The organism is Primorskyibacter sp. S187A, from assembly GCF_049800955.1.
Lineage (GTDB): Bacteria > Pseudomonadota > Alphaproteobacteria > Rhodobacterales > Rhodobacteraceae > JAKVBH01.
On sequence record NZ_JBNAGA010000007.1, the window covers coordinates 1 to 24,218 of the forward strand.

Here is a 24,218-nt window from a genome sequence, read left to right on the forward strand (position 1 = left end):
ATGATCCTAGCGTCGCGCGCGAGGTTGTCCTGGGGGCAGGGGCCTTTCACGGCAGGCTCTACTTCAACAACCGCGATAGCATGGCGGAGAGCACTGGCCACGGCGCGCCGATGCCGCATATGGTCCATGGCGGCCCGGGCCGCGCGGGCGGCGGCGAAGAGCTTGGCGGGGTGCGCGGCGTGATGCATTACATGCAGCGCACGGCCATTCAGGGCAGCCCGGACCTGCTCAGCGCTGTCGGCGAGGTCTGGGTTCCGGGCGCGTCGGAGCACAGCACGCCGGATCATCCTTTCACGCGAACCTTTCACGACCTGCAACTGGGCGAGACGCTCAACTGTCCGCCGCGGGTGATCTCGCTCGAGGATATCGAGCACTTTGCCCATTTCACCGGCGATACCTTCTACGCGCATATGGATGAGGCCGCGGCGCAGCGGAACCCTTTCTTCCCGGGTCGCGTGGCCCATGGCTACCTGCTGACGAGCTTCGCCGCGGGCATGTTCGTGGAGCCTTCTGAAGGTCCGGTTCTGGCCAATGTCGGCATGGATGACCTGCGGTTCATGAAGCCGGTGGCGGCGGGTGATGCCATCACTGTGGCCCTGACGGTGAAGAAGAAAACGCCGCGCAATGATGAGTATGGCGAAGTGCGCTGGCATGTGGTGCTGCGCAATCAGGATGCTGAGAAAGTCGCGGAATACGAGCTTCTGACCATGGTTGCCTATGAGGCGCGGCGGCTTTGACGATGACCGAGACAGGCCAATCCATCGAGGATCTTGTCCAGTTGGGGTTGGGCGCGCGTCCGCCGCAGGTCTGGTCCTTGCTGGTGACGCTTTTCGGGGACTTGGCGCAGACGGACGGGCAGGAAATCAGTGCGCAACTCATCGGTGCTCTGGCCGCGCGCATGCATGTAAAGCCCGAGGCCACGCGCGTGGCGCTGCATCGGTTGCGCAAGGAAGGCTGGATCGAGAGCCGCAAGGTTGGGCGCAATTCGCGCTACCGGTTGGCGCAGGAAGGCCGCGCCCAAACCCGCGCCGCCAGCCCGCGGATTTATGGCGAGACACAGCCGGTGCAACGCTGCTGGCTTGCGCTCTATGATATATCCGCTGGGCCTGCCCAGAAGGGCGTCGCGCTCTATCCAAGCGCACCGCAGATCCGCGTGACGACGGAGCCGCCGCAAGGGGCGTTTGCATTTGAGATCACCGGTGAGGTGGACGTCCCTTTATGGGTACGGGCGCGCTTGCTGCCGGATGACGTTCTGGCTCTGGCCCGCGATGTGGAAACGCGCCTGCGCGGTTTGCTGGAGGGTCTGTCGCGCCGGGAAGTCAGCGACCCCAAAGACATCGCGGCCTTGCGTTTACTTGTTGTGCATCAATGGCGCCGCTTGATCCTGCGGGTGCCGGCCGTGCCCGATCATGTCTTGCCCGATGGGACCGGTATCGCAGAAAGCCGGGCGCTCAAGACCACTCTCCTGCAGATGTTGCCCCGGCCCGAGGTGGCGCATCTCGATACGCTGTAGGGGCTTGGCGGCCCTTGGTCTCAGATATCGCAGGGCGGCTAAGCCTCGCGCCTATTGCCGGTACAGGATGCAATTGGTTGGTTCAGGTGGCCTCAGACCGCCGTTGTCCTGGTTGCATTCGACGAAGGTTGTTCCTTCATCATCAACTCGAAATCTGAGAAGGATATCGTCATGCACCAATGTGCAGTTGATCTGCTCTGGTGCTAAATCGGACGATGGATGCAACAAGACAGAAACGTCGCATTTCCGTTCGGCGGTTTCGATCCTCAATTTGTAGTTGGACGGCATCATGTAGAGCGCTGCGGCCACGATCCCGATGGCGATACCCTACAAGAACAGTATGAGTTTCAAAGGTTGTGGTCCTCGAAACCCTAAGAGTTGGCCTCAGTCGATTGCTTCGCTTTCGGCTGCTCGTTCAGTACGTCTGAGTTCAAACACGCTTCTGCCTTCGAATATTTTTCTGGCGGCACAAAAATGAAGCAGGGCAGCGCGCTCCGGTGACAGGACATACCTCGCGTAATGCGGTTTATGTAAAAAGCCCGCGGAGGTGGCCGCGTGCTCTTTGTCTTGTCGTATCGTCGGTCAGGACAGGTGCGCCGTTTCCGGGACAGATGTCAAAACCTTGCCGTCATCGAGATGGCTCAGCAGATTATCGACCACGAGGGAACCCATTGCAGCCCGGGTTTCATGGGTGCCTGAGCCGACATGGGGCAGCAAAAGCACGTTGTCCAATTGGCGGAGCGCTTCGGGCACATGGGGTTCTGCTTCGAAGACATCGAGGCCCGCCTGGCCCAGCCGCCCGTCCTGCAACGCTGCGATCAGCGCTGTTTCATCCACGACAGACCCGCGCGCCACGTTGATCAGCATGCCGTCCGGCCCAAGCGCATTGAGCACCGCTTCGTTGACCAAATGATGCGTCGCCGCGCCGCCGGGTGTGATGACGATCAGCACCTCGACCGCCTCTGCCATGTCCACGAGGTTTGCGTGGTATGTGTAGGGCACATCCTTGGCGCTGCGCGTGTGGTAGTGAATCTCCGGGTCAAAGACCGAGAGTTTGCGCGCGATCTCCTGGCCGATCCGGCCCATGCCCAGAATGCCGATCTTGCGCCCATCGGCGGACCGGGTCAGCGCGCTGTTGCCATCATGCTCCCAGCGGCCCGAACGGACATAAGCGTCATCCCGGCGCAATTCCCGGAACAGACCCAAAATCAGCATCAAAGCTGTCGTGGCAACCTCGGAATTCAGCACATCCGGCGTGTGGCTGACCGGGATACCGCGCGCGGCGCATGCACCGGTATCAATCGCATCATAGCCCACACCATAGCAGCCAATCATCTTCAGATTGGGGCAAGCTTCCATGACATGCGCGGGCACGCCGTCATGGCCATTGGTGGCCACATGGGTGATCTTGTCCCCGTGTTCGGTGAGCCAACCTTCGGGCAATTCGCTCAGAACATGGATGTCGAACCGAGGCGCAAGACGTGCGCGCATGGCGTCTGTGATCCCGCCGATTTGAAGCAGATCAGGCATCTTGCCCCACTTTCTGACGCTGTACGCCAAGCCCTTCGATCCCCAGCTCCATCTCATCGCCGGGCTTCAGGAAGACCTGCGGTGACATGCCCATGCCAACGCCCGGAGGCGTCCCCGTTGAGATCACGTCGCCGGGATGCAGGGTGAACATCTGGCTGAGATGCTCGATGATCTGTGCAACCGTGAAGATCATGGTTGCGGTATTGCCGGTTTGCATGCGCGTGCCGTTCACGTCGAGATACATATCCAGCGCCTGAACGTCGGCGATCTCATCTTTTGTGACGAGCCAAGGGCCAGTGGGTCCAAACGTGTCAGGGGATTTGCCCTTGGTCCATTGGCCTGTGAGCTCGGTTTGAAAGCTGCGCTCAGAGACGTCATTGACGATGCAAAAGCCCGCCACGTAATCCATCGCGTTCTCGACACTTGCGTATTTGCAGCGATTGCCGATCACAACGCCAAGTTCGACTTCCCAATCGCTTTTGACGGAACCGCGCGGCAGAACGACATCGTCATTCGGGCCAACGATCGCTGAATTGGCCTTCATGAAGAGAATGGGATGGTCCGGGATCGCAGCGCCAGTTTCCGCCGCATGGTCCGCATAATTCAAACCGATGCACATCATTTTGCCGATCTGGCCCACGCAAGGACCAAGCCGGGGGTCGCCGTCCACAATGGGCAGCGCGCTGATGTCAACATTGCCCAGAGCGGCCAATCCATCATCGGTCAGAACATCGCCCGAGATATCCGGAACAACAGACGAAAGGTCGCGAATGCGGCCCTCACTGTCCAGAACCCCAGGCTTTTCCTGTCCCGCCTCGCCAAATCTCAGAAGTTTCATATCAATCTCTCCTCAAACCCTTGTCCGCAACACCCGTTCGGACCTTTCAAGCTGGCTGCCCTGGAGCACAGTCCGGAGCGCCTTGTCTCATGTGATCTGCCTTTGGCTCAGTGGTTATCGCGCGGCATATGCTTGCGCGCGATGTCCTGATATGCGTCCGCGCCCTTGAGAGTCATGCCGCGATCAAACCGGTCAACCTTCTCGCGGAAAAGCTCCTGCCAGGGCGATTGGCTCTCAGGGCTGGCGTAGCCGCCTGCCGCTTCCAGCGCATCCTTGCGCGCGGCCAGCTCTTGCTCGGAGATCAGAATGTCCGCCGTGCATTTGCCCAGATCAATGCGCACCCGGTCGCCGGTTTGCAACAGAGCCAGACCACCACCATCCGCCGCTTCCGGCGCAGCATTGAGGATCGAGGGCGAGCCGGAGGTGCCCGATTGCCGGCCATCGCCAATACAGGGCAGCGCATGGATCCCTTGCTTCAAAAGGTAAGACGGCGCGCGCATGTTCACGACCTCGGCCCCGCCGGGATAGCCCTTGGGGCCCGCGCCGCGCATGAACAGGATGCAGTGTTCATCAATCTGTTCCGCAGGATCGTCAATCCGGTGGTGGAAATCTTCCGGTCCGTCAAAGACAATCGCACGCCCCTCGAAGGCCTCCGGGTCCTCGGGGTTGGACAGATACCGATCACGGAACTCCTTCGAGATGACGCTGGTTTTCATGATCGCGCTATCGAAAAGGTTGCCCTTGAGATTGATGAAGCCCGCAGCCTCCACCATGGGCGCGGCAACGGTCTTGATGACATCAGCATTGCCCGTCCGACACGCGCCGCAATTCTCGGCCATCGTCTTGCCATTGGCCGTCACAACATCGGGATGCGGCAAAAGCCCTGCGTCCAGCAATTCGCCAATCACCGCAGGCACACCGCCCGCCTGTTGGTAATCCTCTCCAAGATATTTGCCCGCAGGCTGCAAGTTCACCAAAAGCGGCACCTTGTGGCCAAGAGCCATCCAATCGTCATTGTCCAGCGGCACGCCCAAGTGCCGCGCCACCCCGTTGAGATGAATGGGCGCATTGGTTGACCCGCCGATGGCGGAATTTACAACAATGGCATTCTCAAAGGCTTCGCGCGTCATGATGTCAGAGGGCCGCAAATCCTCATGCACCATCTCGACAATCCGTTTGCCCGTCTCATAGGCCATTTGCCCGCGCTCGCGGTAGGGCGCCGGGATCGCGGCAGAGCCCGGGAGCTGCATGCCAAGCGCTTCGGCAAGGCTGTTCATCGTCGTGGCCGTGCCCATCGTGTTGCAATAGCCGACGGACGGGGCAGAATTCGCCGCCATTTCGATGAATTCCTCGTCGGTGATCTCACCAGCGGCCACCATCTCGCGTGCCTTCCAGATGACCGTGCCGGAGCCCGCCCGCTCCCCATTCCACCAGCCATTGAGCATCGGCCCCACCGAGAGCGCAATCGCCGGAATATTGACCGTCGCCGCCGCCATCAGAAGCGCAGGCGTGGTCTTGTCACAGCCGATGTTGAGCACGACCCCGTCCAGCGGATAACCGAAAAGCGACTCGACCAGGGAGAGATACGCAAGATTGCGATCGAGCGACGCCGTGGGCCGCTTGCCCGTCTCCTGAATAGGATGCACAGGTACCTCAATACACGTCCCGCCCGCTGCAATGATCCCGTCGCGTACGCGCTTGGACAGCTCGATGTGATGCCGGTTGCACGGGCTGAGATCGCTCCCTGTCTGTGCAATCGCAATGATCGGCTTGCCCGATTGCAGCTCCTCCCGCGTCAGCCCGTAATTGAGATAGCGCTCCAGATACAGAGCCGTCATCTCCGGGTTATCGGGATTGTTGAACCATTTCTGCGACCGCAACTCCGTCTTCTTGCTCATCTCTCAACCTCGTTCGCAATGGGAGCGCAACCGCCCCTTCATCTTGCCAAATAAACTCTCCCCGAAGGGCCGGTCAGCCAGACCATCCGCCATCGATGTAATGGGGCTGTCCCGTCGTAAACGCGCTCTCATCACTGGCCAGATAGACCGCGAGCGCCGCAATCTCCTCAGGCTGCGCCACCCGCCCCATGGGCTGGCGCGCGACGAAAGCCTCAAGGGCCGCCTCGTAAGAGCCCATCTGCTCGCCAAGCGCGCGCACGCGGTCATGCCAGGACGGGCTTTCCACCGTGCCCGGACAAATGCAATTGCACCGCACGCCGGTCTTGATGACATCCACCGCCACAGATTTCGTCAGCCCTTCGACCGCAGCCTTCGTCACACCGTAGACAAACCGATTGGGCGCACCCATCTTCGCCCCCAGAGCCGACGCCATGTTCACAATCGAGCCGTTGCCGCGTTCAATCATGCCGGGCAAAGCCGCCCGAATCGTGCGGAACATCGAGTGCACGTTCAGATCGACAGCGAAGCCGAATTCGTCATCGGTCGCATCCAGAACAGTGCCGTGATGCACAAATCCGGCGCCGTTGAACAAGATATCCGGATTGGCCCGCGCCACACCTTCGCGCACGGCATCATCATCGCGCACATCCAAAACAAAGGCGTCCACGCCTTCCAGCGTTGCAAGGGCCTCGGCGTTAATGTCTGTTGCAAAGACTGTGGCACCCTCAGATGCCATGGCCAGAGCCGTCGCCCGACCGATCCCCTGCCCCGCCGCCGTCACCAGCGCGCGCTTGCCGTCCAAACGACCCATTCCTATCCTCCCAAAAATCCGCCCTTTAGGGCCGGCACGTTTCTGTTAGCGTAGGACAAGCCCGAAGCAGATGCCAGAGGGGCAAGGGAGGAAAGACATGAAGATCGCATTGCTTGGCACCGGACTGATGGGCAGTCGCATGGGCGCCAATTTATTGAAACACGGGCATAACCTGTCGGTCTGGAACAGAACCGTCAGCAAGACAGATGGGCTCGTTGAAGAAGGCGCCCGCGCCTACGACACACCGGCGGGAGCGATCGATGGCGCAGAAGTTGTCGTAACGATGCTCTCTGATGGCCCCACGATGCTGGCCATGATCGAAAACGTCTCGACGGCGCTGTCAAACGGACAACTGTGGCTGGATATGTCCTCAACCAAACCGGATGAAGCCCGCAAGGCCGCAGAGATCCTCGCGGCCCGTCAGATCGCTTTCCTCGATGCGCCCGTCTCGGGCGGGACCAAAGGCGCAGAAGCCGGAACGCTGGCGATCATGGCCGGTGGCGAGGCGGAGACCTTCGCCCGTGCCAAACCCGTCTTCGAGGCCATGGGTCGCCCCGTCCATGTGGGCCCCCACGGCGCGGGCCAGCTCTCCAAGCTTTGCAACCAGACCATCGTCGCCGTGACCATCGGCGCTGTGGCCGAAGCGATGCTCCTGGCCGAACGCGGCGGCGCGGACCCGGCGGCGCTGCGCGACGCGCTCAAGGGTGGCTTTGCCGACAGTACGATCCTGCAACAACACGGACACCGCATGACGACAGGCAATTTCGACCCCGGCGGCCTCTCCAAGTTCCAGCTCAAGGATCTCGACAACGTGCTGGCCGAGGCCGAAGCCGCAGGGCTGACCCTGCCCATGACGCAAGGCGTGCGTGACAGGTTCGACACCTTCGTGCATGACATGGACGGGGCCGACCGGGATCACTCCGGCCTCTATCTAGAACTCAAGGCAAGAAACGGGCTCAGCTGACATGACAAAAGTTCTCATCCTCGGCGGCGGCGGCATGGTGGGCCAGAAACTGGCCCGCAAGCTTCTGGCCGAAGGCCTGCCCGGCCATGGCACGCTCGACATCACCTTGCATGATCTGGGCTTCCCGCCCGACGGCGCGGTCATCGCAGACAAGCGCACCGGCGATCTCTCCAACCTCGCTGAGGGCGCGGCGCTTGCGGCTGAGCGCTTTGACGTTGTGTTCTTCCTCGCCTCCATCGTTTCCGGCGAGGCAGAAACGGATTTCGACAAGGGTTGGCAAACCAATCTCTGGCCCATGTGGCACTTCCTCGAAGGCTTGCGCGCGCAGCATCGTGCGAGTGCTGGCGCTTATGTCCCGCGTGTGGTGTTTACCTCCTCCATCGCCGTCTTTGGCGGTCCCTACCCCGACAAGATCGATGACGATTTCCTGCAATCCCCGCAAACGAGCTACGGCGCGCAGAAGGCCGCCTGCGAGCTGATGATCCAGGATTTCTCCCGCAAAGGCTTCATCGACGGGCTCTCGCTGCGCCTGCCCACGATCTGCGTGCGCCCGGGCAAAGCGAACCTGGCGGCGTCCTCGTTTTTCTCCGGCATCATCCGCGAACCGCTCAACGGGATGGAAGCGCGCTTGCCCGTGCCCGACACCGTGCGCCACTGGCACGCCTCGCCGCGCTCTGCCGCGGGCTTCCTGACCCATGCCGCGACACTGGACACAGACCACCTTGAGGGGCGGCGCGCGCTGAACCTGCCGGGGCTGTCCTGCACTGTGGCCGAGCAAATCGAAGCGCTGCGCGATGTGGCCGGGTCAAACGCGGTGCAACGTATTCGGCCAGAGCCAGACGAAGCCGTTATGGCCATCGTGTCGGGCTGGCCGCGCAATTTTGCGCCGGAGCGGGCGACAGCGCTTGGCTTCAAGGCTGAGAGCAGCTTTCGCGAGATCATCGAGGTCTATCTCGATGAGGATTTTCAGGGCACCGATCCGCGCTGATTACCGGGCATTGCCCAGCATGGACAAGCGGATCAACATACGTTCGACCAGCGCCATGGCCGGCGCATTCTGACCCGCGGAGCGCAGTTGCAGATCGGTATCCGTGAGCAGGGAGAGCGCCGTGTCGAGGCGCGGCGCGCCCCAGTTTTGCGCCTGCCGGATCATCCGATCCCGGCGCGGTCCAAAAATCGGCGGTTTCATCCGCGCAACACCCTGCGCGGGCCCATCCGGATGGGAGGCCGCCCCATGCAGAGCCCGGAAATGCCGCATCGCCTGAATGCACAAGGTCACAGGCAGCACCCCTTGCGCGCGCAGACGCGCCATCAAGGGCCCGATGTCTTGCGTGCGCGCCTCGGCCACCACGTTGAGAACATCATCCACCGCCGCCTCCGACGAGGCTGGCGCGCATAGCGCAATATCCTCGGAGGTCAGCGGGGTTTGGTCGCCATGTTTATAAAGCGCGATCTTTTCGATGGTCTGGCGAAAATCGCCAGGATCGAGCGCGCGGGACAGAGCCGTGATGTCATCCATGGCGTCGCGGTCAGGCATGGCCAGGCCCGCTTTGGCCAGTTCCGCCTCGATCTCGGCCCGCGAAGGCGGATCGTCATAGATCGCCGCCGCATAGGCATTCTTGTGGCCCTCGAACGCCTTGCGCAATTTGGATGATGCCTTGAGGCTGCCCGCGGTTACGATGATCTGCGCATCGCCTTCGGCCCAATCGGCAAGCCCGGCAATGATGGCAGGCGCAGCAGCATCGGTGGCCTCATCGACAAAGACGACACGGGGCCCCGGAAAGAAACCGATGGCCTTGATCGCATCGACCAGCGCGGCCCCGTCGCGGCGCAGATCTGCCGCAGGCAGACGTGTCAGACGCATTTCTTCTTCGCCCGACGGCCCCACCAGCGCAGCAATGACCTCCTGCCGCTTGAGCGCGACACGCATGGCATCCGCGCCAAAGATCAGCAGCCCCGCCCGCCCTGTCTCTGGCCGCGCGAAATAGCCCGGCGCATCGCGGGGGATCAGCTTCATGAGGGGATATCTGGGCTCGCCAGAAGCAGCCGTTCAACCAAATCGTCCGCGAGGATCACAACCAGCCGCTCGACAGCATCCGCAGAGGCCGCCCGCGTGCTGACCGTGTTGCCCGTTGTGGAATAGCCCGTGAAGTTGCGGACCTCATCGCGGCTCAACACCGCATTGTCACTGCGCCGTCGCAACGTGTAGCGCAAGCGACCTGTGACATGCACACGCTGGTTCGTGCCGTCCCGATCCGTGCCCAGACGGTCGGTGTCGGTTTCGAGCGTGTAGCTCAATTGATAAGGCGCGCCGCTGGCCGAACGGCCCAGGCGCTCTTCGAGCCTGCGGGTCATCAAAAAGGTGGTGGGCGAGCCCGGCGCTTCGATCTCGACTTGACCAAAGAGCGCGCCCGCAGGGCCACGATCGCTCATCGCCGGGCGAAACTGGCACCCCGCCAGTGCGAGGCTGGCCGCCCCGCCTGCAAGAAATCCGCGTCTGTCAGACAACCACATTGATAATCCGCCCCGGCACAACGATCAGCTTCTTGGGCGCGCCGCCGTCCAAAGCCTTGAGCACAGCTTCATGCGCCAGCGCCAGCTTTTCAACCTCTTCCTTGGAAGCATCCGCTGCCACGCTGATCTCCGCCCGGCGTTTGCCGTTGATCTGGATCGGCATTGTGACGCTGTCTTCCACCAGCATCGCCTCATCGGCCTTGGGCCAATCGGCATTGGCAACGAGGCCCGCGCCGCCCAGAAGGGTCCACAGCTCCTCGGACAGATGCGGTGTCATGGGCGCCATGAGCTGGGCGAGCGTCCGCAGCGCGGTGCGCTTGGCCTCGGCGCCCGCTTTGGACTTCTGGATTGTCGCCGTGAAGGCATAAAGCTTGGCGATGGCTGCGTTGAAGCCAAAGCTTTCTACGCCCAGCGTCACATCGCGGATCGTCTTGTGCATCTCGCGCAGCAGGGCCTCATCAGCATCACTGGCAGGCGCATCAGACGTCGCCGCTTCATTGGCCAGCCGGAAGACGCGGGAGAGATGTTTGAACGCCGCTTCCGCGCCTGAGGCCGTCCATTCGACGTCGCGCTCGGGCGGGCTGTCGGAGAGAACAAACCAGCGCGCGGTATCCGCGCCGAAGTCGCGGATGATGTTGAGCGGATCGACCACGTTGTTCTTGGATTTGGACATCTTGGCGGAGGGGACAACCTGACAGGCCGTGCCGTCCTTGAGATAGGCCCCGCCATCGCGCAGCTCGACATCCTCGGGATAATGATAGACCGGGCGGCCTTCCGCGCTCTCGGTCTGGTAAATCGCGTGGGTCACCATGCCTTGCGTGAAGAGCGCGTCAAAGGGCTCTATCGCGCTCTCGGGCAGATGGCCCGTGATCTGCATCGCGCGGGCGAAGAAGCGCGAATAGAGCAAGTGCAGGATCGCATGCTCGATCCCGCCGATATATTGATCGACATTCATCCAGTAGCTGGCCGCATCCATATCGGTCGGAGTCTGCGCATCCGGCGCGGTGAAGCGGGCGAAATACCACGAGCTATCGACGAAAGTGTCCATCGTATCCGTCTCGCGCCGCGCGGGCTCGCCGCATTTGGGGCAGGCCACATCGCGCCAGGAGGGATGGCGATCCAGCGGATTGCCGGGCACGGAGAAATCAATTGCCGCGCCGTCCTCATCGTAAGGCAATTTGACGGGCAGGTTTTCTTTCTTCTCCGGCACGACACCGCAGGCCTCGCAATGCACCACCGGGATCGGGCAGCCCCAGTAGCGCTGGCGCGAGAGGCCCCAATCGCGCAGGCGGAATTTGGTGACGCCATGGCCCACGCCATTGGCCTCGCAGAAATCAATCGCCGCGTTGATCCCCTCATTGCCGGTCTGCCATTTCTCACCGGCAAAGCCCGCGTTGTAGAAGACCTTCTCCGTCTTGGGCGGCACATAGGCTTCCGTCAGCTCGGTCGAGGCCTCCTCGGAGGGCAGATAGGTCGCGATGATGGGCAGGCCGTATTTCGTGGCGAAGTCAAAGTCGCGCTGGTCATGGGCGGGGCAGCCGAAGATGGCGCCTGTGCCGTAATCCATCAGGATGAAATTGGCGACATAGACGGGCAGCTCCCAGCTTGTATCAAACGGATGGCGCACGCGCAGGCCGGTGTCGAAGCCCAGTTTGTCAGCCTTTTCCAGCGCTTCTTCCGTGGTCCCGCCTTTGCGGCATTCGGCGTTGAAGGCGGCGAGCTCGGCATTATCCTTCTCCAGCTGGCGGGCCAGCGGATGATCGGGCGAGATGCCCAGGAAAGACGCGCCCATGAGCGTATCGGGCCGGGTCGTGTAGACCTCGACACGGTCGTGGCCTTCCGGCCCGTCGATCAGCGAGAAGGCAAATTGCAGCCCGCGCGATTTGCCGATCCAGTTCTCCTGCATGAGCCGGACCTTGGCGGGCCAATCGTCGAGACCGTCCAGCGCAGTGAGCAGCTCATCGGCCATGTCGGAGATCTTGAAGAACCACTGCGTCAGCTCGCGCCGCTCGACCTCCGCGCCCGAGCGCCAGCCCTTGCCGTCAATCACCTGCTCATTGGCGAGCACGGTCATATCGACCGGGTCCCAGTTCACGATGGCGTTCTTGCGATAAACGAGGCCTGCTTCCAGCATATCGAGGAAGAGCGCCTGTTGCTGGCCGTAGTAATCCTCGTCACAGGTCGCAAACATGCGCGACCAATCAAGCCCGAAACCCAGCGGCTTCATCTGGGCCACCATCTCGTCAATGTTGCCGTAGGTCCAATCCTTGGGATGGCCGCCCGATTTCATCGCGGCGTTCTCGGCGGGCATGCCGAAGGCGTCAAACCCCATCGGGTGCAGCACGTTGTGGCCCGTGGCGAGTTTGTAGCGCGCAATCACATCGCCCATCGTGTAGTTGCGCACATGGCCCATGTGGATCCGACCCGAAGGATAGGGGAACATCTCGAGCACGTAATACTTGGGCTTGTCCCGCGTCATGGCAGCAGTAAAGGTTCCGGCCTTTTCCCAGGCGGCTTGCCAGCGGGCTTCGATTGCGGCGGCGTCATAGACAGACATCGGCTTGTCCTTCGGGGCGATGAATATTTGCGCAGATGCGCAGGGGATTGAGTCCGCACAGGTGATAGGGCCATGGGCGCGCGGGGTCCAGACCGTTTGACGCGCGTGAATCTCTGGTACGGCGCGCGCGCGCTGCTATAGTCGCGCCAAAGTCGTCGAGCAGTGCCCCATATGAATATCCTGATTATCCACCAGAACTTCCCCGGTCAGTACAAACATCTTGCCCCCGCGCTGGCCGCGCGCGGCGACCGGGTTGTCGCACTGACGCCCAAGGTCGACAAGGCGACCACATGGAATGGCGTGCGCGTTCTGCCCTACAAGATCGGCGGCAAGCCTGCGACGGGCCTGCATCCCTGGCTGGTGGATTTCGAGACGAAGCTCCTGCGCGCGCATTCGTGTTACAATGCGGCGATGAAGGTCAAGGAGGCGGGCTTCATGCCCGATGTCATCCTTGCCCATCACGGTTGGGGCGAGAGTCTTTTTCTCAAGGATGTCTGGCCTGATGCGCGGTTGGGCCTGTATTGCGAGCTCTATCACATCAACGCCTATCCGTTTGTGAACTTCGACCCGGAATTTCCCTCCAAGAATCCCGCCTCCGACGGGTTGCGGCTCAGGCTCAAAAACCTCAACAACCGACTGCATTTCGAAGTGGCCGAGGCTGGCATCAGCCCGACGCAATTCCAGGCCGATACCTTCCCGCCCGAGATGCTGGAGCGGATCACGATCAGCCATGACGGGATCGACACGCAGATCGTGCAGCCCAATGCCGATGCGCGCCTGCAAGTCCGCGCCGACCGCGTTTTGAGCCGTGACGATGAGGTGATCACCTTCATCAACCGCAACCTCGAGCCCTATCGCGGCTACCATGTCTTCATGCGGACGCTGCCCAAACTGCTCAAAGCGCGGCCCAACGCGGAGATTGTGATCATCGGCGGCGATGGCGTGAGCTACGGGGCGCGGCCCCCGGGCGACAAAAGCTGGAAGCAGATCTTTATCGACGAGGTGCGCCCGCAGATTTCGGACGCCGATTGGGGCCGCGTGCATTTCCTCGGCCGCGTGCCCTACAACGTGTTTCTGTCGATGATGCAGGTCAGCCGCGCGCATGTCTATCTGACCTATCCCTTTGTGCTCAGCTGGTCGCTGATGGAGGCCATGGCCGCAGGCGCGCCGATCATTGCCAGCGATACCGCGCCGGTCAAGGAAGTTCTGCAGGACGGCAAGAACGGCCTTCTGGTGGATTTCTTCGATCAGGACGCGATTGTCCGGCGCGTGGGCGAAATGCTGGACAGTCCCGAGCTCGCGGGCAAACTGAGGGCACAAGCGCGCGAAGACGTGGTGCGGACCTATGATCTCAAAACGGTCTGCCTGCCGCGACAGCTTGCCTGGGTCGATGAGCTGGCGGCCTGCGATCCGCGCGCACCGGCGACCTGACAGCCTAGCTCACTTTCGAGACAGGCGCATCGTCCAGCAAGTGGCGCGACAGGTGCTCGTGAATGCGCTGGCGTGTCAGGGCTTCATCCCCCGTCAGAGCTGCATCAAGGATCGCCTGATGATGCTCGATATTCTTCGAGATGAAATCGAAGCGCAGATCTTCGACCATGAGCTGTTGCCGGAACCGGGAATACACCCGGTCATGCCCGTCCTTGAGCACATCTGAGCCGCACGCGGCAATGAGGGTCGTGTGAAAATGCTTTTCGGCGGAGAACCAAAGGTCCACGAAAGGCGCGGAATTCTCTGCCGTGTGCAGGCGCCGCTCCAAATGGCTGAGCTGATGATGCGCCGCGCTCAGCGTCGCCTCCCAGGCGACCCCGCCATGGCGCATCGAAAGCGCGGCACCCTCCGCCTCCAACAACACGCGCATATGCGTGAGCTCATGCAAAAGCTGGCGCGACCGGGCAGGCACGCGAAACCCGCGCTGCTCCTGAAACGTCACCAGACCAAGCGTCGAGAGCCGAAACAGCACTTCGCGCACCGTGCTGGCAGAACAGCCAAATTCGTCTTTCAACACCTCTGCCCGCACCTTCTGACCATGCTCATACGCATTGGTCATCAGGCGATAGCGCAGGGTTTCAAAAAGATCGGCATCAGCCCGCATGGCATCTTCCACGACTGTCACATTCCCAGACGCTACGCATGTAAATTTCGAAATTCCATCAAAATCTCGAAATTTTTGGAAATTTCATTTTTTGGTTGCCGGATGAAATTTCTGCGCCTAGCCTCCCCTCAGTACGCGCAACGGACCCGTTAAGAATCCGGCCCGCGTGGGACACAACGTCTGGGAGGACATTATGACAATCATGAAGAAAGCGGCCTCTGTCGCTGCCGTTGCTGCGCTCGCCGCGACAACCGCGCTGACCGCGCAAGCCCAAACGACAACACTGCGTATTCAAACGCACTACGCGCCTGAGACAACCTCCGGTCAGCTGCTGACTGAGCTCTTTGAAAACATCGAGATCATGTCCAACGGCGAGATCGACATCGAACCGTTCTACTCGTCTTCGGTTGTGAAATCCGTTGAAACCTTTGACGCGGCCGCGACCGGCATCCTCGATTGCGACGCGACAGGCGGCGGCTACCAAACGGGTAAAAACCCGGCGTTCCAATTCGTGGGCGACATCATGGGCGGCTACGAGACACCTGCGCAACAGCTCAGCTGGCTCTACTACGGCGGTGGTCGCGATGCGGCGCAATCGCTTTACAACAAGTACGATATGCAGCTGGTTGGCTGGATCGTCTACGGGCAGGAAAGCTTTGCCTCCACCAAGCCGATCGCCGGCATCGAAGACCTGAAAGACTGGAAATTCCGTTCGCCTCCCGGCATGGAAACCAAGATCTTTGAAAAGCTGGGCGCCTCGCCCATCGTGATGGACTTCACAGAGATCTTCACCGCGCTGGAAACAGGCATCATCGACGGGGCTGACGCCTCCAACATCGCCAACAATGTGGGCCTTGGCCTCTACGACATCGCGAAGTTCGCAAACTACCCGGGCTTCCACTCCATGCCGTCAGACCACCTTGCCTGCAACAAGGCCGTCTGGGACGCAATGCCCGCGCATCACCGCAAGATCATGGAAGTGGCGGTCTCCGACATCGCTCTGAAATCCGCTCTGATCTTCGAAAAGCGCAATGCCGAAGCCGTTGCCATGCTCACAGAGCAAGGCGTGACCATCTCGCAGTGGTCGCCTGAAGATCTGGCAACATTCCGCGCCGCAGCACAGGCCACATGGCCCGAGTTTGCAACAACGCCGGAAGCCAAAGCGCTGGTCGAAAGCCACGTGGCTTACCTGACCCAGCTGGGCATCGTGAAAGAGTAATCTCTCTTCGCACCCGGGGCCGGTCATCGTGATAGACGAGACCGGCCCTTTTTTCTTTGCGGGCTGAGCCATGTCAGCGGCCGCACAGGGATTTTGCATCCGATGAAGATCACGCGCATCACGTCCCATGTCTTGCAATACGACATGCCCGAGCGCTTGGGCTACTCGCAGCAATATTACGACAAGCGGACAGCCCATCTCGTGGAGGTGGAGACAGATACCGGCCTCACCGGTTGGGGCGAGTGCTTCGGGCCGGGCGCCATTGCGCGGGCCAATAGAGGCATCGTCGAAGGCGTCATCGCGCCGATGATCCTCGGGATGGATCCGCTGGACCGCGACGTGATCTGGCACAAGGTCTACAACCTCATGCGCGACCACGGGCAGAAGGGCATGCCGATGCAGTCCCTCTCAGGTGTCGATATCGCGCTGTGGGATATTGCGGGCAAGGTGGCGGGCCTGCCCATTCACAAACTCATCGGCGGCGCCCATCGCGGGGATGTGCCTGTTTACGGCTACGGCATGATGCTGCGCCCGGATATGGATGTGGCCTCCATGGCCGCGCTCTTTACCGATGAGGCAGCGGCAATCCGCGACGCGGGCTTTACCGCCACGAAGATGAAAACGGGGCTTGGACCCAAAGCTGACGTCCGGCTCTGCGAGGCGGTGCGCCGCGGCGTGGGGGATGACTTCCGCTTCATGGTCGACGCCAACCATTGCTACACCACGTCTGACGCCTTCTACGTGGGCCGCGCGCTCGATGAGCTGGGCGCCTATTGGTTCGAGGAGCCTGTCGCGCCCGAGGACCATGACGGCTACCGCGAGCTGCGCGCCGGGCTACGCACGAATATCTCGGGCGGCGAGGCGGAGTTCGGCCGCTGGGGCTGGCGCGCGATCCTGGAAAACCGCGGGCTCGATATCGCGCAACCCGAGGTCTGCGCCCTGGGCGGGATCAGCGAATATCTCCGCGTTCTGGCGCTCTGTCATGCGCATTTCACGCCCGTCATCAATCATGTCTGGGGCTCGGCCATTGCCGTGGCCACCAATCTCCAGCTTCTGGCCGCGATGCCGCCCCTGCCCGGGGGCCTGCATCCTTGGGAGCCGATGCTCGAGTTCGACACGACGGACAACAAGTTCCGCGATCTCCTCCTTGAGGAGCCGCTGGATATCCAGGGACAGGTCAAGGCCAATGGCGGCCGGGTCAGCATCCCGCAAGGCCCGGGCCTCGGCGTCACGCCGGACCGGGATTTCATCGCGCACTACACAGTCGCGTAAGAGGGGGAGAGAGATGGAAGAGAAAACAGGCAGTTTGATCGAATGGCTGGTCCCACTGGCCTTTCTCGTATGCGCGGGATGGGCGATCTGGCACATGCCGGCCTTCATTCTTGATTTCGGCTGGCAAACCGATGAAAGCCAGCGGGCCAATCTCGAAGGCGTCTTCCTGCGCAACGATGTCTCGCCCGGGATGGGCGGTCTCTTTGGCGGCTTCTCCGACATAATCGACTGGCTCTCCGTTTTGGGGATTGTCTTGTTCGGCGCGCTCGGCGTCATGACCGTGCGCCGCGCGGCGATGGAGCACGAAAGCTTCAGCGTCTTCGACAGGCTCGCGGTGTTTATCGGGCGGCTGACGATGATGCTCATCGTGCTGCTGACCTCGGTGATGCTCTACGAGGTGATCCTGCGCTATGTCTTTGAAGCGCCCACGCTTTGGGCCAATGAGCTCTCGCTCTGGCTCGCGGGCTTTGTCTTCCTGACGGCGGGCCTCTACGCGATGCAACAGCGCAGCCATATCCGCATCGTGCTGCTCTATGACGTCTGCCCCCGTTGGATCCAGCGCATCTTCGATGTCATCTCAACGACATGCATCTGCCTGTTTGCCTTCTTCCTGATCTACGGCGGCTATGGCGAGGCCTTCACAAAGTTCTACCGCTGGGAAACCTTCGGGACGGCCTTTGACCCGCCCATTCCTGCAACGATCAAGATCAGCGTGCTGTTCATCGTGGGCCTCGTGGCGCTACAGGCCGTCGTCAATCTGATTGCCGACTGGAACAAGGAACAGATCGTGCATGGCCCAGATGAGCCCGACGCCGAAGAACTGGCCGCGCTGCGCGCCGCTGTTGGTGCCGATGGCACGGGCGATCTGGATGTGACACGAGCCGCAGCTCTCAACGAGAAAAAGAAGGACTAAGCGCCATGGATATCGGAACGATTTCACTTGTCCTGATGATGGGGCTGATTGTGCTTCTGGCCATCGGCATGCCGCTTGGCTTTGCCTCCGCCTTCATGGCCGTCGCGGTCCTCTTCATGAAGTTCGAACCTGCGGTTTTGATGGACCCGACACTTTGGGGTGAGGGCTTCCTCACTGGCCGGCCGGGGTCCGGGCCCCTCAACATCCTCTCGCAACGCATATACGGCGACGTGATGACGAGTTACGTCCTCATATCCATCCCGCTCTTCATCTTCATGGCCGCCCTGCTGGAGCGCTCGGGCATCGCCAAGGAAATGTATTCCTCGCTCTCCATCTGGCTCAACCGGACGCGCGGCGGGATTGCGATTGTGACCTCGATCATGGCCGTCATCATGGCGGCGATGTCAGGCATCATCGGCGGTGAAGTGGTCTTGCTGGGCTTGATCGCGCTGCCGCAGATGCTCAGGCTGGGCTATAACCAGAACCTCGCCATCGGCACAATCTGCGCGTCGGGCTCACTGGGGACAATGATCCCGCCCTCGATCGTTTTGATTATCTATGGCCTCATTACAGAGACCTCGATCAAAGCGCTCTTCACAGCGGCCTTCATCCCCGGCTTCCTGCTGGCCTCGCTCATCATCACCTACATCATCATCCGCACGCAGCTGCGCCCCGAAGATGCCCCCCTGCCCGATCCTGAACCCGGCGAGCCCGTGGGAGCGGAAAAGGGCATGCTGTTTCTGGCCTTTCTCAACGTGGTCGCCGCAGGCTTCTCCGCCGCGCTCTTCCTGCGGGCGCTCTTCTTTACGCTCACGGGGCAGAACATCCTCGCCGAAGGCGTCGAGCCCATCGCGCTGGGGCAGCCGCACCATGTGCAAACGCTGGGCATAGCTCTGGCGATCACGCTGGCGCTTGTGTTCTTTGTCTTTGGCACAGCGCGCACGGCGCGAGGCTGGGCCTTGGGCAAGGGGCTTGTCCCGCCCATCGTGATCATCGGCGTGGTCATGGGCTCGATCTATGGCGGCATCACCGGGATTACTGAGGCGGCAGGCATGGGCGCACTGGCGGTTCTCGTCATCGCGATCCTGCGCGGCGAGGCATCCTTCGATCTCGTCTGGGACAGCCTAATGCGCACCCTGCGCTCAACCGGCACAATCATCTGGGTGACCATCGGTGCGACGGCGCTTGCAGGCGCTTATACCATCGCGGGCGGGCCGACCTTCGTGGCGGGCTTCATCCTCGGATCAGAGCTTGCGCCGATGATGGTGATCCTGCTGATGATGCTGATCCTTCTGTTCATGGGCGCCTTCATGGATTGGGTCGGGATTGTTCTGCTGATCATCCCGGTCTTCCTGCCGATTGTACGGGCGCTGCCCATTGAGGAGATCGGCTTTATCGGCCAGCTGGAGCCGCGCCATGTGGCGATCTGGTTTGGCGTGGTGTTTTGTATGAACATGCAGGTGAGCTTCCTGTCGCCACCCTTTGGGCCCGCGGCGTTCTACCTCAAATCCGTGGCCCCGCCGCATATCCAGCTGACAGATATCTTCAAAGGCTTCCTGCCCTTCATTGGCATTCAGCTTGTGGCGCTGTCGGTGCTGCTGATCTGGCCGCCGATCATTTCGATCCTGCTCTGACGGGCGCCGGAGCGGCGCCTTCCCGTGGGGTGGCGCCACTCCAATTGATTGGTGCGCTTTATGGCCGCCAAAAACTGCTCCGCAAAATCTGCGGACATCGCCAACCAAAGCGCCAGCCCGCCGGGATGGGCAGGCGCTGGTCCGGCAGGGCCGAGGCCCCTTGTTCCGGACCTGACAACGCTCCGGAGGCTGCCATGCTGAGCGACATACAGATCGAGACCTTTCAGAGAGACGGCGTTCTTGTCGTCCCCGATGTCATCCCGCACGACATCCTGAGCGCGCTCCGCCTCGAATACGCCACGCTACTCGATCAGCTCTACGCAGGCTGGGAAGCACAAAATCGCGTGCCCGCCGGAACGACGCTGGACTTCTGGGGCAAGCTCTCGGCGGCCTATGCGGCAGGCTGCGACTGGTTCCAGCCCATGGATATCTCCCTGCCCGGCGACCAGATCCACCCCGACACGCCCATGCATTTCGGCCCCGCCGTCTTTGATCTCGTCACAGCCAGACCGCTCCTCGACATCGTCGAACAGCTCATCGGCCCCGAGATCACCTCGAACCCGATCCAGCATGTGCGCATCAAACCCCCCGAGACCCAGCTCGATGCCGATGAGATCCGCGCCCATGTCGGCGGGACCGATTGGCATCAGGATCGCGGCGTTGCTCATGAAGAGGCCGACAGCACACGCATGATCACCGCCTGGATCGCCATCTCTGACGCGACCGAAGAAAATGGCTGCCTGCAAGCGATCCCCGGCAAGCCGGGCCTCCTGCCCCATTGCCCGCAGGTCCAGACCTCCATCGCCCCGGGCCAGATCGAGCCTGCGGATGCGGTGCCCCTGCCTGTGCCTGCGGGCGGCGTCGTGCTCTTTCACCCGCTTGTCCCGCACAGCGCGCTGCCCAATCGCTCGGATCAGTTCCGCTGGTCCTTTGATCTGCGCTACAACGTGACGGGCGATCCGACCGCCCGCAGCCACTTTCCCGATTTCATCGCCCGCTCCCGCACAGCGCCCGAGACGGAGCTGAGAGACTGGCGCGCCTGGGCCGCGATGTGGGAAGAGGCGCGCGCGAAGCTGGCCAAAGAGGCCCATATCCCGATACACCGTTGGAGCGCCGACGCACCTGTTTGCGCCTGAGAGGAAGACCCACCATGAGTGACACCATCCGCCTTGATCCCTCCGACACGGTCGTGACCGCCACGCGCGCGCTGGAGGTGGGCGTTACCGTTGAGGACACCCAGACCCGCGCCTTGATCCCCTCGGGCCACAAGATCGCCACGCAGGCCCATACCCCCGGCGATGTCGTGCGCAAATACGCCCAGATCATTGGCTATGCCTCTGAGGCGATCGCGCCGGGCGACCATGTCCACACTCATAACGTCGATTTCCGCAACACCGACGCCGCCTATGAATTCGGCACCGATCTGCGCGCCGTGACCCCGGCCAGCGGCGACACCTTCATGGGCTTTCAGCGCGAGAGCGGCGCCGTTGGCACGCGCAATTACATCGCCGTGCTGACCTCGGTGAACTGCTCCGCCACCGCCGCCCGCATGATCGCCGATCACTTCACGCCGGAGCGGCTGGCGGAGTTCCCCAATGTCGATGGCGTCGTGGCCTACGTGCATGGCACTGGGTGCGGCATGGCGGGCGATGGCGAAGGGTTCGAGGCGCTGCAACGCGTGATGTGGGGCTATGCCCGCCACCCCAACCACGGCGCGGTGCTTATGGTGGGGCTGGGCTGTGAGATGAACCAGATCGACTGGCTCCTGGAGGCCTATGGCCTCAAACAGGGGCCGACCTTCCAGACGATGAACATCCAGGGCGTGGCCGGTCTGCGCAAGACGATCGAGATGGGGATTGCCAAGGTCGAGGCGATGCTGCCCGAGGCAAACAAGTTCAGCCGGACCCCCTGCCCCGCCAGCGCCCTCAAAGTGGCGCTGCAATGTGGCGGCTCGGATGCGTGGTCCGGCATCACCGCCAACCCCGCGCTTGGTTACGCGACCGACCTGCTCGTCGCCCAAGGCGGCACCGGCGTGCTGGCCGAGACGCCCGAGATTTACGGCGCCGAACATCTCCTGACCCGCCGCGCCGCCGATCAGGCCACGGGCGACAAGCTCGTGGGCCTGATCCGCTGGTGGGAGGATTACACCCACCGCAACAAAGGCTCGATGGACAACAATCCCTCACCCGGCAACAAGGCAGGCGGTCTGACGACGATCCTTGAGAAGAGCCTCGGCGCGGCAGCCAAGGGCGGCACCACGCCGCTCACCGGCGTCTACAAATACGCCGAACCGGTCACGGCCGCAGGCTTCACCTTTATGGACAGCCCCGGCTATGACCCTGCCTCCGTCACCGGCCAGATCGCAGGCGGCTGCAATCTTGTCTGCTTCACCACCGGGCGCGGCTCAGCGTTTGGCTCTAAACCCGCGCCGACGATCAAGCTCGCCACCAACACGGCGATGTTCACTCGCATGACCGAAGACATGGACATCAACGCAGGCGACATGCTCACGGGCGGCGTCTCGCTCGAAGACAAGGGCCGCGAGATCTACGAGATGTTCCTCCGCGTGGCCTCTGGCGAGATGAGCAAATCCGAAGCGCAGGGATTGGGCGATTACGAATTCGTGCCGTGGCAAATCGGAGCGACGATGTGATGGAAGTCCTGACCCCAGAGCAAAAAGCGCAATTCGAGCGCGACGGCTACCTGACCCTGCCCGGCCAGATCCCGCCCGAATGGATCGCCAGGATCCGCGCCGAGATTGCGCGGTTTGAGGACGAGGCCAAAACCATGACGGCCTCCAATGATCGCCTCGATCTCGAAGACAGCCACACGCCCGAGGACCCTCGTCTGCGCCGCATCAAGCTGCCGCATACGATCTCGGACGTCATGCGCGAGCTCATGTATTCCGACCATGTGCTGGCCCCTGCGCGCGATCTCATCGGGCCGAACCTGCGGCTGCACACGACCAAGCTCAACATGAAGAGCGCAGGCTACGGCGCGGCGGTTGAATGGCATCAGGATTATGCCTTCTACCCCCATACCAATGACGACATCCTCGCCATCGGCATCTGCATTGATGATATGGCGCTGGAGAATGGCCCGCTCATGGTCTTCCCCGGCTCCCATCGCGGCCCGGTCTATGATCATCACGCGAACGGCGTTTTTGCGGGCGGGTTTGTGCCCTCGGACGTGGGGCTCAATACCGACGACGCCGTGCCGCTGACCGGGCCTGCGGGCACCGTTTCGATCCACCATGGCCGCGCGGTCCACGGCTCCGCGCTCAACACTTCCGACCGGTCCCGCCGCATCCTGTTCTACGAGATGATGGCCGCCGATGCCTTCCCGATCATGGGCTCCATGACGAAATGGGACGGGATCGAGGATTACAACACCCGCATGCTCTGCGGCGCGCCCACGCTCACCCCGCGCCTCAAGGACATCCCGATCCGCATCCCGCAGCCTCAACCGGATGTGCCGATCTCTATCTATGAAATCCAGAAAGGCCTCGCCAAGCGGGCCTTTGACACTATTGAAAAGGACTAGACCATGACGCACCCCACAATCGGATTTATCGGCCTGGGCCTCATGGGCGCAGCCATGGTCGGGCGCTTGCAGGACAAGGGCTATGCCGTCGTCGTCACGGCCAACCGCTCGCGGCCCAATATTGATGCTGCTGTCGCCCGAGGCGCCACCGAGGTGGGCACCGCGCGCGAGGTCGCCGCCGCCTCTGACATCACAATGCTCTGCATGGATACCTCCGACAGCGTCGAGTCCCGCATGCGCGGCGCCGATGGCGTGATCGCGGGGCTCAGCGCGGGCAAGGTCGTGATCGACTTCGGCACCTCCCTGCCCCACTCGACGCGCGCTTTGGGCGAAGAGGTTGCCGCCACAGGCGCGCAGATGCTCGACGCCCCCATCGGGCGCACGCCCAGCCATGCCAAGGACGGGCTCTTGAACCTCATGTGTTCGGGTGACAAAGCCACCTTTGATGCCGTCAAACCAGTCCTCGACGATCTTGGCGAAAACGTCTTCCATCTGGGCGATCTGGGCTCGGGCCATACGATCAAACTGATCAACAACTTCTTCTCGCAGGCCATGTCCAACGCGCTGGCTGAAGCCTACGTCATGGGCGATGTCGCCGGGATTGAGCGCCAGAAACTCTATGACGTGATCTCGGCCGGGCCCAACCATTCGCTGATCATGGATTTCGTCAGCGCCTATAGCCTTGAGGGCGATCCCAACAAACTCGCCTTCTCCATCCGCAACGCGCACAAGGATGTCGGTTATTACCGTCAGATGGCCGAAGCCGCAGGCGTCAAAAGCGTGAACTCCGAGGGGGCCTATGCGGGCCTGTCCGGTGCGCTGGAGGCCGGGATGGGCGACGCGATGGTGCCCGAAATCGTGGATTACTATTCCAAAGCCCTGAAATGATCCTGAACCTGTTCAAGAGAAGCAGCCTG

21 protein-coding genes are annotated in these 24,218 nt (G+C 61.9%); 13 read left to right on the forward strand and 8 right to left on the reverse strand.

What is annotated here, in order from left to right:
* Together ACP15S_RS20640 and ACP15S_RS20645 are read left to right on the forward strand one after the other, a co-directional pair.
* Positions 1–737 (forward strand): MaoC/PaaZ C-terminal domain-containing protein (locus tag ACP15S_RS20640; protein ID WP_425041544.1); only part of this gene is annotated, 737 nt, incomplete at its 5' end.
* 2 nt (positions 738–739) lie between these two features.
* The gene (locus tag ACP15S_RS20645; RefSeq protein ID WP_425041545.1) at positions 740–1,513 is read left to right on the forward strand and encodes a PaaX family transcriptional regulator C-terminal domain-containing protein; all 774 of its coding nucleotides are present in this window, start codon (positions 740–742) and stop codon (positions 1,511–1,513) included.
* Between the two features lie 582 nt (positions 1,514–2,095).
* Here the strand turns inward: ACP15S_RS20645 and ACP15S_RS20650 are convergent.
* The 4 genes from ACP15S_RS20650 to ACP15S_RS20665 all read right to left on the reverse strand — a co-directional run bounded on the left by ACP15S_RS20650 (position 2,096) and on the right by ACP15S_RS20665 (position 6,590).
* Complete coding sequence (locus ACP15S_RS20650) at positions 2,096–3,043, reverse strand: 2-hydroxyacid dehydrogenase (RefSeq protein WP_425041546.1); 948 nt, start codon at positions 3,041–3,043, stop codon at positions 2,096–2,098.
* The gene (locus ACP15S_RS20655; protein WP_425041547.1) at positions 3,036–3,881 is read right to left on the reverse strand and encodes a fumarylacetoacetate hydrolase family protein; all 846 of its coding nucleotides are present in this window, start codon (positions 3,879–3,881) and stop codon (positions 3,036–3,038) included. Before ACP15S_RS20655 ends, ACP15S_RS20650 begins: the two co-directional genes overlap by 8 nt.
* A gap of 107 nt (positions 3,882–3,988) precedes the next feature.
* The gene (locus ACP15S_RS20660) at positions 3,989–5,779 is read right to left on the reverse strand and encodes an IlvD/Edd family dehydratase (RefSeq protein WP_425041548.1); all 1,791 of its coding nucleotides are present in this window, start codon (positions 5,777–5,779) and stop codon (positions 3,989–3,991) included.
* 73 nt (positions 5,780–5,852) lie between these two features.
* Positions 5,853–6,590: an SDR family oxidoreductase gene (locus ACP15S_RS20665; RefSeq protein WP_425041549.1), complete on the reverse strand. Its 738-nt coding sequence runs from the start codon at positions 6,588–6,590 to the stop codon at positions 5,853–5,855.
* A gap of 97 nt (positions 6,591–6,687) precedes the next feature.
* On the opposite strand from ACP15S_RS20665, the gene ACP15S_RS20670 reads away from it, so the two are divergent.
* Together ACP15S_RS20670 and denD are read left to right on the forward strand one after the other, a co-directional pair.
* Positions 6,688–7,554, forward strand: a complete 867-nt coding sequence (locus tag ACP15S_RS20670) for an NAD(P)-dependent oxidoreductase (RefSeq protein ID WP_425041550.1) — start codon at positions 6,688–6,690, stop codon at positions 7,552–7,554.
* A 1-nt stretch (position 7,555) separates the two neighbouring features.
* Positions 7,556–8,542: a D-erythronate dehydrogenase gene (gene denD, locus ACP15S_RS20675; protein WP_425041551.1), complete on the forward strand. Its 987-nt coding sequence runs from the start codon at positions 7,556–7,558 to the stop codon at positions 8,540–8,542.
* Here denD and holA read toward each other — a convergent pair whose 3' ends face one another.
* Genes holA through leuS form a run of 3 tightly spaced genes read right to left on the reverse strand, consistent with a single transcriptional unit; the run spans position 8,543 to position 12,625 of the window.
* Positions 8,543–9,571, reverse strand: coding sequence for a DNA polymerase III subunit delta (gene holA / locus ACP15S_RS20680; protein WP_425041552.1), 1,029 nt, complete (start codon positions 9,569–9,571; stop codon positions 8,543–8,545).
* Positions 9,568–10,068 carry an LPS assembly lipoprotein LptE gene (lptE, locus tag ACP15S_RS20685; protein ID WP_425041553.1) on the reverse strand — a complete coding sequence of 167 codons (501 nt, stop codon included), beginning with the start codon at positions 10,066–10,068 and terminating at the stop codon, positions 9,568–9,570. Before lptE ends, holA begins: the two co-directional genes overlap by 4 nt.
* Positions 10,055–12,625 (reverse strand): leucine--tRNA ligase, encoded by a 2,571-nt coding sequence (gene leuS, locus ACP15S_RS20690; RefSeq protein ID WP_425041554.1) that lies wholly within the window; start codon positions 12,623–12,625, stop codon positions 10,055–10,057. Before leuS ends, lptE begins: the two co-directional genes overlap by 14 nt.
* A gap of 171 nt (positions 12,626–12,796) precedes the next feature.
* Here leuS and ACP15S_RS20695 point away from each other — a divergent pair, with 171 nt between their 5' ends.
* Positions 12,797–14,056, forward strand: coding sequence for a glycosyltransferase family 4 protein (locus ACP15S_RS20695; RefSeq protein ID WP_425041555.1), 1,260 nt, complete (start codon positions 12,797–12,799; stop codon positions 14,054–14,056).
* A gap of 4 nt (positions 14,057–14,060) precedes the next feature.
* Here ACP15S_RS20695 and ACP15S_RS20700 read toward each other — a convergent pair whose 3' ends face one another.
* Positions 14,061–14,741: a GntR family transcriptional regulator gene (locus ACP15S_RS20700; RefSeq protein WP_425041556.1), complete on the reverse strand. Its 681-nt coding sequence runs from the start codon at positions 14,739–14,741 to the stop codon at positions 14,061–14,063.
* Between the two features lie 172 nt (positions 14,742–14,913).
* Between ACP15S_RS20700 and ACP15S_RS20705 the strand changes: the two genes are divergently transcribed.
* The 8 genes from ACP15S_RS20705 (at position 14,914) to ACP15S_RS20740 (ending at position 24,189) form a co-directional block, all read left to right on the forward strand.
* Positions 14,914–15,939 (forward strand): TRAP transporter substrate-binding protein, encoded by a 1,026-nt coding sequence (locus ACP15S_RS20705; protein WP_425041557.1) that lies wholly within the window; start codon positions 14,914–14,916, stop codon positions 15,937–15,939.
* 102 nt (positions 15,940–16,041) lie between these two features.
* Complete coding sequence (locus ACP15S_RS20710) at positions 16,042–17,211, forward strand: mandelate racemase/muconate lactonizing enzyme family protein (RefSeq protein WP_425041558.1); 1,170 nt, start codon at positions 16,042–16,044, stop codon at positions 17,209–17,211.
* A gap of 13 nt (positions 17,212–17,224) precedes the next feature.
* Positions 17,225–18,124 (forward strand): TRAP transporter small permease subunit, encoded by a 900-nt coding sequence (locus tag ACP15S_RS20715; RefSeq protein ID WP_425041559.1) that lies wholly within the window; start codon positions 17,225–17,227, stop codon positions 18,122–18,124.
* 5 nt (positions 18,125–18,129) lie between these two features.
* Positions 18,130–19,758, forward strand: a complete 1,629-nt coding sequence (locus ACP15S_RS20720; protein ID WP_425041560.1) for a TRAP transporter large permease — start codon at positions 18,130–18,132, stop codon at positions 19,756–19,758.
* A 194-nt stretch (positions 19,759–19,952) separates the two neighbouring features.
* Positions 19,953–20,894, forward strand: a complete 942-nt coding sequence (locus tag ACP15S_RS20725) for a phytanoyl-CoA dioxygenase family protein (RefSeq protein ID WP_425041561.1) — start codon at positions 19,953–19,955, stop codon at positions 20,892–20,894.
* A 14-nt stretch (positions 20,895–20,908) separates the two neighbouring features.
* On the forward strand, positions 20,909–22,411 hold the full coding sequence (locus tag ACP15S_RS20730) for a UxaA family hydrolase (protein ID WP_425041562.1): 1,503 nt from the start codon (positions 20,909–20,911) through the stop codon (positions 22,409–22,411).
* Positions 22,387–23,301, forward strand: coding sequence for a phytanoyl-CoA dioxygenase family protein (locus tag ACP15S_RS20735; protein ID WP_425041563.1), 915 nt, complete (start codon positions 22,387–22,389; stop codon positions 23,299–23,301). Before ACP15S_RS20730 ends, ACP15S_RS20735 begins: the two co-directional genes overlap by 25 nt.
* 3 nt (positions 23,302–23,304) lie before the next feature.
* On the forward strand, positions 23,305–24,189 hold the full coding sequence (locus ACP15S_RS20740; RefSeq protein ID WP_425041564.1) for an NAD(P)-dependent oxidoreductase: 885 nt from the start codon (positions 23,305–23,307) through the stop codon (positions 24,187–24,189).
* Positions 24,190–24,218: the final 29 nt, after the last annotated feature.

Coding starts and splice junctions, on each gene's coding strand:
- ACP15S_RS20730 (WP_425041562.1), top strand. CDS start 20,909: ATGAGTGACACCATCCGCCTTGATCCCTCCGACACGGTCGTGACCGCC.
- denD (WP_425041551.1), top strand. CDS start 7,556: ATGACAAAAGTTCTCATCCTCGGCGGCGGCGGCATGGTGGGCCAGAAA.
- ACP15S_RS20720 (WP_425041560.1), top strand. CDS start 18,130: ATGGATATCGGAACGATTTCACTTGTCCTGATGATGGGGCTGATTGTG.
- ACP15S_RS20740 (WP_425041564.1), top strand. CDS start 23,305: ATGACGCACCCCACAATCGGATTTATCGGCCTGGGCCTCATGGGCGCA.
- ACP15S_RS20670 (WP_425041550.1), top strand. CDS start 6,688: ATGAAGATCGCATTGCTTGGCACCGGACTGATGGGCAGTCGCATGGGC.
- holA (WP_425041552.1), bottom strand. CDS start 9,571: ATGAAGCTGATCCCCCGCGATGCGCCGGGCTATTTCGCGCGGCCAGAG.
- ACP15S_RS20650 (WP_425041546.1), bottom strand. CDS start 3,043: ATGCCTGATCTGCTTCAAATCGGCGGGATCACAGACGCCATGCGCGCA.
- ACP15S_RS20655 (WP_425041547.1), bottom strand. CDS start 3,881: ATGAAACTTCTGAGATTTGGCGAGGCGGGACAGGAAAAGCCTGGGGTT.
- ACP15S_RS20665 (WP_425041549.1), bottom strand. CDS start 6,590: ATGGGTCGTTTGGACGGCAAGCGCGCGCTGGTGACGGCGGCGGGGCAG.
- ACP15S_RS20710 (WP_425041558.1), top strand. CDS start 16,042: ATGAAGATCACGCGCATCACGTCCCATGTCTTGCAATACGACATGCCC.
- ACP15S_RS20695 (WP_425041555.1), top strand. CDS start 12,797: ATGAATATCCTGATTATCCACCAGAACTTCCCCGGTCAGTACAAACAT.
- ACP15S_RS20715 (WP_425041559.1), top strand. CDS start 17,225: ATGGAAGAGAAAACAGGCAGTTTGATCGAATGGCTGGTCCCACTGGCC.
- ACP15S_RS20705 (WP_425041557.1), top strand. CDS start 14,914: ATGACAATCATGAAGAAAGCGGCCTCTGTCGCTGCCGTTGCTGCGCTC.
- lptE (WP_425041553.1), bottom strand. CDS start 10,068: ATGTGGTTGTCTGACAGACGCGGATTTCTTGCAGGCGGGGCGGCCAGC.
- ACP15S_RS20645 (WP_425041545.1), top strand. CDS start 740: ATGACCGAGACAGGCCAATCCATCGAGGATCTTGTCCAGTTGGGGTTG.
- ACP15S_RS20660 (WP_425041548.1), bottom strand. CDS start 5,779: ATGAGCAAGAAGACGGAGTTGCGGTCGCAGAAATGGTTCAACAATCCC.
- ACP15S_RS20725 (WP_425041561.1), top strand. CDS start 19,953: ATGCTGAGCGACATACAGATCGAGACCTTTCAGAGAGACGGCGTTCTT.
- leuS (WP_425041554.1), bottom strand. CDS start 12,625: ATGTCTGTCTATGACGCCGCCGCAATCGAAGCCCGCTGGCAAGCCGCC.